At 36.3% G+C, this 9153-nt stretch carries 7 protein-coding genes; 4 read left to right on the top strand and 3 right to left on the bottom strand.

Going from position 1 to position 9153, the window contains the following annotated elements:
* The first annotated feature begins 169 nt into the window (after positions 1 to 169).
* The 3 genes from mmuP (at position 170) to GQ593_RS11375 (ending at position 4983) form a co-directional block, all read left to right on the top strand.
* Positions 170 to 1573 (top strand): S-methylmethionine permease, encoded by a 1404-nt coding sequence (mmuP, locus tag GQ593_RS11385; protein ID WP_160432131.1) that lies wholly within the window; start codon positions 170 to 172, stop codon positions 1571 to 1573.
* Positions 1563 to 2504, top strand: a complete 942-nt coding sequence (gene mmuM, locus GQ593_RS11380) for a homocysteine S-methyltransferase (RefSeq protein ID WP_160432130.1) — start codon at positions 1563 to 1565, stop codon at positions 2502 to 2504. The genes mmuP and mmuM overlap by 11 nt, the downstream gene beginning before the upstream one ends.
* Before the next feature lie 886 nt (positions 2505 to 3390).
* A complete protein-coding gene (locus GQ593_RS11375) occupies positions 3391 to 4983 on the top strand; it encodes an ABC-F family ATPase (RefSeq protein WP_160432129.1) in 1593 nt (530 codons plus the stop codon).
* A gap of 83 nt (positions 4984 to 5066) precedes the next feature.
* On the opposite strand, the gene GQ593_RS11370 is transcribed toward GQ593_RS11375, so the two are convergent.
* The 3 genes from GQ593_RS11370 to rhlE all read right to left on the bottom strand — a co-directional run bounded on the left by GQ593_RS11370 (position 5067) and on the right by rhlE (position 7274).
* Entirely contained in the window at positions 5067 to 5375 is a 309-nt protein-coding gene (locus GQ593_RS11370) for a hypothetical protein (protein WP_160432128.1), read from the bottom strand.
* Between the two features lie 222 nt (positions 5376 to 5597).
* Positions 5598 to 5933: a YggL family protein gene (locus GQ593_RS11365; protein ID WP_202115477.1), complete on the bottom strand. Its 336-nt coding sequence runs from the start codon at positions 5931 to 5933 to the stop codon at positions 5598 to 5600.
* A gap of 27 nt (positions 5934 to 5960) precedes the next feature.
* Entirely contained in the window at positions 5961 to 7274 is a 1314-nt protein-coding gene (gene rhlE / locus GQ593_RS11360; RefSeq protein WP_160432127.1) for an ATP-dependent RNA helicase RhlE, read from the bottom strand.
* 302 nt (positions 7275 to 7576) lie between these two features.
* On the opposite strand from rhlE, the gene nikA reads away from it, so the two are divergent.
* Positions 7577 to 9142 carry a nickel ABC transporter substrate-binding protein gene (gene nikA / locus GQ593_RS11355; RefSeq protein ID WP_160432126.1) on the top strand — a complete coding sequence of 522 codons (1566 nt, stop codon included), beginning with the start codon at positions 7577 to 7579 and terminating at the stop codon, positions 9140 to 9142.
* Positions 9143 to 9153 lie beyond the last annotated feature (11 nt).

The raw sequence follows: 9153 nt of genomic DNA, 5'->3' as shown, positions 1-9153 counted from the left end.
TATGGTATCACTGGCATTTATGTTGATGTGGCTGCCAATGTATTGTTGAGCAATTTATGTACAGCAAAGATCAACAGCCCCTAATAACAATTAACAAAAAAGCATCCCACCCATTTATTGGTGGGATATTAATTTAAACATAATAACAATGAATTAAATAAAACGCCTTATGAATACACAACAGTCAATCTCATCAAACAAAAACCAATTCAAACGCACCATGAAAACTCGGCATCTTATTATGCTATCACTTGGTGGCGTTATTGGTACGGGTCTCTTTTTTAACACTGGCTACATTATTGCGACCGCAGGTGCAATTGGCACAATTATCGCATATCTAATTGGTGCATTAGTGGTCTACCTAGTTATGTTATGCCTTGGCGAGCTCGCTGTCGCCATACCAGAAACAGGTGCCTTTCATACTTATGCCTCGCGGTTCATTAGCCCTGCAACTGGTTATACTGTTGCTTGGCTATATTGGTTAACTTGGACTGTCGCACTCGGCTCAAGCATTACCGCAGCAGGATTTTGTATGAAACATTGGTTTCCAAATACACCTATTTGGGTCTGGTGTTCTACTTTCTGTACCGTGATTTTGGCATTAAACATCGTTACCGCACAATTTTTTGCTGAGAGTGAATTTTGGTTTTCGATTATCAAAGTGATCACCATTATTATCTTTATTATTGCTGGTGCTGCGGCTATTTTTGGCTTTGTCCCAATGAAAAACGACATCCCCGCGCCCTTTTTACACAATATTACCGATAATGGTTGGTTCCCTAATGGCATTACCCCGATTATTATGACGATGGTATCGGTCAATTTTGCCTTTTCAGGCACGGAACTTATTGGTATTGCCGCTGGTGAAACAAAAGAACCAGAAAAGACCATTCCGTTAGCAATAAAAACCACAATTCTAAGACTTATCATCTTCTTTATTGGCACCGTTTTTGTCTTAGCAGCCTTATTGCCAATGGATCAAGCTGGCGTTATCGAAAGTCCCTTTGTTACTGTTTTTGAAAATATCGGCTTACCTTATGCTGCCGATTGTCTTAATTTTGTAATTTTAACCGCCATTTTGTCAGCTGCAAATTCGGGGCTTTATGCTTCTGGGCGCATGTTGTGGTCGCTATCCAACCAAGGTACATTACCAAAATGCTTCAGTAAACTTAATCAGACAGGGGTTCCAGCCTTTGCTATTTCCGTCAGTATGTTAGGTGGCTTATTGGCATTATTCACAAGCATTATTGCGCCTAACACGGTTTTTGTTGCCTTGACCGCTATTTCAGGATTTGCCGTGGTGGCCGTTTGGCTAAGTATTTGCGCTTCACACTTCTTTTTTAGAAAAAGTTTAACTCGTGAGGAGCAAAACAATCTAAAATATAAAGCCCCATTTTACCCACTTGTACCTATTTTAGGCTTTATTTTATGCTTAATTGCTTGTATTGGACTTGCATTCGATCCAGAACAACGTATTGCGCTTTATTGTGGTATTCCTTTTGTAGTTGTTTGCTTTATTGCCCATCACTTTACCCAAGCCCATCAAAAGCGAGTGGCAAAAAATGAAGAATAACAATCCAATTAGTACACTGTTAAAGCAAAAAAAATATATCATTATTGATGGAGCACTAGCCAGCGAGCTACAACGTCGTGGCTGTGATCTTAACGACAGTTTATGGTCGGCAAAAGTGTTAATCGAAAAGCCAGAACTGATTCGTCAAGTCCATTATGACTATTTCAAAGCTGGGGCTGATTGTGCGATCACCGCTAGCTATCAAGCTACATCATTAGGGTTTGCTAAAAAAGGGATTACACTAGAGCAATCCATCAAGCTAATAAAAACCAGCGTCGAGCTTGTCAAGCAAGCAAAGAGGCAATACCTAGATGAAACAAGACAAAATAAAACACTACTAATTGCTGGTTCAGTTGGTCCTTATGGTGCTTATCTTGCAAATGGTTCAGAATATACAGGTGATTATCAACTTTCTGAATCAGAATTTATTGATTTTCACTATAACCGCATCAAAGCATTGGTTGACGCAGAAGTCGATCTGTTGGCTTGCGAAACACTGCCCTCTTTTGCTGAGATCAAAGCCCTCACAAAGCTTCTCGAAGAATTTCCAACTGTAACAAGCTGGTTTTCGCTAACATTAAAAGATTCCTACCATCTTAGCGATGGCAGCCCGTTATCTTTGGTCATTGAGCATCTTAATCACTGTCAACAAGTGGTTAGTATTGGTGTTAACTGCATCGCGCTAGAAAGCGTCGCTACAGCGTTAGAATCGTTAAAAAAACTCACGCAAAGACCACTAATTGTCTATCCCAATTCAGGTGAACAATACGATCCAACCACCAAACAATGGCACAAAAATCATCACCACAATTGCACTTTTACAAATCAATTACCCATCTGGGTAAAACTAGGCGCAACATTAATTGGTGGCTGCTGTCAAACAACGCCAAACGATATTAACGAAATTGCAACGTTATTAAAAGGTAGCTAAATCACTTAGCATTTTTTGATTATTATAATGGTTTTATCAAATTAGCTTATACTCTACTAATTTTATCTGATAAGTAATCATGAATAAATCAAGGCTAGTTTAAGATAGCGAGCTATTAAGCAACATTTTAACATGCTTCTAATTCCTTTTTCACTATATCTATTTGTTTTAATTTTATTTTTAACTTTACATACACAATATAAAGTATAAATAGGTTAAACGGATTTTGCAAATTTGAAATTAGGGTATTTATTAAGGAGTGTAAAAAGATAATTATTGATTCACTAGGGCGCTTTTTGTCTGCGATGAAAATCCTGAAAATTTTGTCAAAAAGTTTCAGGTAACTATGTGTTTAAGTATAAAAAGTAATTGAGTATAAAATTTAGATTTTGTCAGAATTGCATTGTCGATACTTTTCAACAACAAAGCAATACTCTTCAGTATGTTGTAAAAGATTCGTGCATGTTACAATAAAAATCATTCATGTAGCGCATTGCTTTTATTTAAAATTATAATTTAAATCAATGAGTTATACGGTATATCAAGTGATTATATTTTTCTCCAATAAACCTGAAATCAAAGGTAAAAATAAATTTAGGAATGATTTCACGTTGTTGATAGTAACTTAATAAACGACTAACGTCTTGTAAATTTTAGGGAATTATTTTAATCCGGAAGTGTAAACATCAAGGAATTTTCCTATACTTTACAATATATTAAGAAATAAATTAAATATACCCTTCCTAAATGCCGTTATCTAAAACAAAGATCCTAAAAAATGATTAATTATGGCATAATGTGCGCCAATTTATATTTTCGCGACGTCATGCAGCAAAGGCTAATTATTGTTTTTGAGCAAAACGCATTTTAAAGAGAGTCAATTTTCGTGTTAAGTACAAATAACATCACAATGCAATTTGGCAGTAAGCCATTATTTGAAAACATCTCGGTTAAATTTGGCAACGGTAATCGTTATGGTTTAATCGGCGCTAATGGCAGTGGTAAATCCACCTTTATGAAAATTATTGGTGGTGATCTCGTGCCTACATCAGGTAATGTGGCTTTAGATCCACATGAAAGACTAGGGAAATTACGCCAAGATCAGTTTGCTTTTGAAGAATTTACCGTCCTTGATACCGTAATTATGGGACATACTGAATTATGGCAGATCAAGCAAGAACGAGATCGCATCTATTCACTTCCTGAAATGAGTGAAGAAGATGGCTTTAAAGTTGCTGATTTAGAAACCCAATATGCTGAAATGGATGGCTACAGTGCCGAATCTCGGGCTGGCGAATTATTATTAGGTGTTGGTATTCCAATTGAGCAACATTACGGATTAATGAGCGAAATCGCACCAGGTTGGAAGTTACGAATATTATTAGCCCAAGCGCTATTTTCAAATCCAGATATCTTATTACTCGATGAACCAACCAATAACTTGGATATTGATACAATCCGCTGGCTTGAAGATACCTTAAATCAACGCGAAAGTACTATGATCATAATTTCGCATGATCGCCATTTTTTGAATATGGTCTGTACCCATATGGCAGATTTAGATTATGGTGAATTGCGCATCTATCCGGGTAACTACGACGATTATATGACTGCATCAACGCAAGCGAGAGAACGTTTGTTAGCCGACAATGCCAAAAAGAAAGCACAAATTAGTGAACTGCAATCGTTTGTTAGTCGCTTTAGTGCCAATGCCTCAAAATCCAAACAAGCAACATCACGCGCAAGACAAATTGAAAAAATCAAACTTGAAGAAGTAAAAGCTTCTAGTCGGCAAAATCCATTTATTCGTTTTGAGCAAGATAAAAAGCTATTTCGTAATGCGCTTGTTGTTGAAGACCTTACCAAAGGATTTGACAATGGTCCTCTTTTTAAAAATCTTAAGCTCATGGTTGAAGTGGGCGAAAAAATAGCTATTTTAGGGACTAATGGTATTGGTAAAACCACATTATTAAAAACGCTAATGGGTGAACTGACTCCTGAGCAAGGCGATATAAAATGGTCTGAAAACGCAAATATTGGTTATTATGCGCAGGATCATGAATACGAATTTGAAGGTGACTTAACGGTATTTGACTGGATGAGCCAATGGAAACAACCAAACGACGATGAACAAGCCGTGCGTAGTATTCTAGGTCGATTATTATTTTCACAAGACGATATTAAAAAACAAGTTAAGGTCTTATCTGGTGGTGAAAAAGGACGCATGTTATTTGGTAAATTGATGATGCAACGCCCTAATATTATTGTTATGGACGAACCAACTAACCATTTAGATATGGAATCTATCGAATCACTCAATATGGCATTAGAGCTTTATCAGGGCACACTATTTTTTGTTTCGCACGACCGTGAATTTGTTAGCTCACTGGCAACACGCATTGTTGAAATTACCCCAGAAAAAGTAATTGATTATACGGGTAATTATGAAGATTACTTGCGTAGTCAAGGAATTGAATAATCATTCATTAATAATAATAGCCACAAATACTAATGTGGCTATTATTCTGGTTGCCAATAAATTTTACAACGTCTTAATTTTTGTTAACGACTGGTATAAATGGAAATAACTTCGCCAGAATCAATGTCTATATCAACATTTATATCATCTATCACTATTCCGCCAGTCCCAATGTTCATCCAATTATCTTGCGTTATCTCTTTCGAATAAAAGCTTATTGTATAACAACTAAACCCATTATTTATGCTGATATAATTATTAAAAGATATATAAAAATGATCGATATCGTATTTATATTTAGTCACAAATTCGCTTTTCTTTGCTGCTTCTATCGCTTTGAATAAAAAAGGCGTATATTTTTTATCAAGTTTAAAAATAGTATCTTCGCTCATTATGCAAACGGCCCTTACCAAAATAGTAGACAGTCATTGTTTAGATAATAGAAGTAGGCTAACTGATTTATACCAACTTATATTAGCGCTGTTTGATCATTTTAAGAAAACATAAGTACAATGGATTATAAATAGTACAAAGCAAATTACTCATTATTATAATAATTTAATCATAAAAATAGCCACCCTCGTGACTATTTTTTATTTAAAGATGACTATGCACTAGAACTCTAATTCATCCCACCAAATATCAATAAGTTGGCTGGTTTTTACATTTTTCAGACCATGAGTTTCCAGCCATTTTGTGACAATGTCACGATTTTCTTCAGTACAGTTCCCTAATTTTTGGGTGCAAATAATCCCTTTCCAATTTAAATAACCGCTGCCCTCATAAGCTAAACCATTGGGTTGAATGGCTTCAAGAATAAACTGATCAACGATATTATCTAAAGTTTCTTCGCTTGTGCCTTCGTCAAAAGACCAACTAACCGTAAAGCCTAACTCTTTAAACTCTTCAATGTGTAATTTTTTTCGTAAACGTCTGCTGCGATTTACCATAATAGTTTCCTTCTACATTATTAAATATTAATTAGGTTGTTTATTTTTAGTGTGATTATGTCGGCTTGATGATTTCACACCATTTTGATTGAACTGCGGCGATCGACTTGAGTTTGCACTTCCTCTTTTTGGGGGGACTCGCCTTTGTGATGATTTTTTTATCGGTTCAGCTTTAATTTTAGGATCAACTTCAAAACCTTGAGTTGTTAATTCTGGAATCGTTTTTTTAATTAACTTTTCAATCGCTTTTAATTGAGGAAGCTCATCAATGCATACCAGCGAAATAGCCTGCCCTTCATTTTGAGCACGTCCTGTTCGTCCAATGCGATGCACATAATCTTCTGCCACTTGCGGAAGTTCATAATTCACCACATAAGGAAGTAACTCAATATCAAGACCGCGAGCGGCAATATCGGTTGCCACTAATGCTCTAATTTGTCCACTTTTAAAATCTGCCAAAGCTTTAGTGCGTGCGCCTTGGCTCTTATTGCCATGAATGGCTGCCGCTTTTATACCATCTTTAGTCAACTGTTCAGCTAAGTGATTCGCACCATATTTAGTACGAGTAAAGACCAACACCTGTTGCCATTGATTTTTACCAATTAAATAAGACAACAATTCACGCTTACGACGTTTATCAACCCGATGCACATATTGGGTGATCTGCTCTGAAGCGCTATTGGTTTTCGCAACAGCAACCAATTCAGGGGCATGTAAAATCGATTGCGCTAATACTTTTATTTCATCAGAAAAAGTTGCCGAAAACATCAAATTTTGGCGTTTTTTAGGTAATTTAGCAATCACACGGCGAATATCATGAATAAAGCCCATATCTAACATGCGATCAGCTTCATCCAATACGAGCATTTTAATCGTTGAAAGATCCACGGCATTTTGTTGCACTAAATCGAGTAATCGTCCTGGCGTTGCAATCAAGACATCCACACCACCACGTAGTTTCATCATTTGCGGATTAATACTTACTCCACCAAATACCACCAATGACCGAATGGGTAAATAACGGCTATATTCACGAATATTTTCGCCAATTTGTGCAGCAAGCTCACGAGTCGGCGCTAAAATCAATGCATATAAAGGACGTTTGCCTTTTTTCGCCTCAAGTTTATTGGTTGCTTGAGCTTGCTGTTCGACCCATTTTTGCAAAATGGGTAAACCAAAACCTGCCGTTTTACCTGTACCGGTTTGCGCACTTGCCATAAGATCTTTACCGGATAAAATGACGGGAATAGCTTGCTGTTGGATGGGAGTTGGGGCTGTATAGTTTTGTTCTTGAATTGCTTTTAAAATCTCAGCGTCTAAGCCAAGAGAGTCAAATGACATGAAATGATTCCTAAATAAATAAAAAGTGGATTGTCCGCTTACATTATAAAGCAATTCCATAATATTTTCTGTTTATTTTGTTACTTCCTATTTTCCACAATAAAATTTACTGTTTGTTTATTATTATAAAATAAAATTAGGGTTATATATAGCACAACTTGACAATAACTCACCAATTTATATTTTTAATCATAATGATTTTTAATATGTTTTTTTAATTAAAATAGACAAATGATATTTATTATCATTTGCGATTATGCTAATATTTCGCTCCCTGACAACAATAGTTTACTGGATTGCTTATGCATTTAAACTTTAATCGAATTAAAAATGTGTTAATAGCCTCACTTTTATCACTTTTTAGCCTTAACAGTTTTGCCAAAGATGACATCACCTTTGCAAACTTCCGCGATATTCGCGATTTGAACCCTCATCTTTATGGTGGTGAAATGTGGGCTCAAAATATGTTGTATGAATCACTTGTTCATTATAATGAAGATGGTACATTTTCACCTTGGCTTGCTGAAAGCTGGACTATCACTAACCAGGGGAAAACCTATACTTTTAAGCTTAGAAAAGATGTGACCTTTAGTGATGGTGCTAAATTCGATGCCCACAGTGCCAAATTAAACTGGGATGCAGTTCTTGCCAATAAAGTCCGCCATACATGGCTTGAAATGGTACGTTTAATTACTGAAGTTAAGGCAGTGGATGATTATACTTTACAAGTCAATCTATCTGAACCTTATTACCCTTTTTTAATTGAAATTGCCGTCACCAGACCAATGCGTTTTATTTCGCCTAACGCGATGATTGATGGCGAAACCAAAAATGGCGTTAAATCTTTTATTGGTACTGGTCCTTATGTTTTAGGCGATCATAAAAAAGATCAGTATGCTATTTTTAATGCAAACCCTAACTATTGGGGCAAAAAGCCGCAAATAAAAACAGTAAAAATGAAGGTCATTGCTGATAATCAAAGCCGTTTAATGGCGCTTGAAAAAGGTGAAATTGATCTTATTTATGGCAAAAACATGGTTGATGCTGATTCGTATGAACGATTTGCTAAAATGGATAAGTTTCAAACGTTAATGTCAAAACCTGTTTCTAGCCGAATGGTCTTGATGAATACCACAAGACCCCAGCTTAACGATGTCAATGTGCGACGAGCAATTGAACATATCATCAGTAAAAAAGATATTTCTGAAGGGATCTTTAATGGCAGTGAAGCGCCAGCAGACACGTTAATGGCAATTAATATTCCTTATGCTAATATCGGTTTAAAACCCTATCAGTACGATGCAAAATTAGCAGAGCAACTGCTGGATAAAGCGGGTTGGGTTAAGGTTGATGGTCAACATTATCGCCAAAAAGATGGAAAGCCTTTCGAAATTACGCTTTATTATGATAGCAACACCGCCTCGCAAAAAACCATTGCGCAATACATGCAAGATGAGTTTGAACAAGTGGGGTTAAAACTCAATATTCATGGTGAAGAAGAACAAGGCTATCGTGATCGTCAAAAAGCTGGCGACTTTGATATGGTTTTTGATATTTCATGGGGTATGCCTTATGATCCCCAATCTTTCTTAGCTGGTATGAAACTGCCAGTGTATGGCGACTATATAGCTCAGCAAGGTTTACAAGAAAAATCTCAAATTGATGCCAACATTAGTAAAGCGCTGATTTCAACTGATGAAAAAGAACGACAAGAACTTTATCGCTATGTACTTGAAACGCTGCATAACGAGGCGGTCTATATTCCTTTAACTTATGAACGTAACCGTGCTATTGCCATCAAATCATTAAAAGGTATCGAATTTGCACCTTCGCAATTTGATATTCCATTTGACAAAATGCACTATTAATTGACTTATTT

The organism is Gilliamella sp. Pas-s25 (genome assembly GCF_009795885.1).
In the GTDB taxonomy this organism is placed as follows: Bacteria; Pseudomonadota; Gammaproteobacteria; order Enterobacterales; family Orbaceae; genus Gilliamella.
This window is presented reverse-complemented; position numbering and strand designations above follow the sequence as displayed.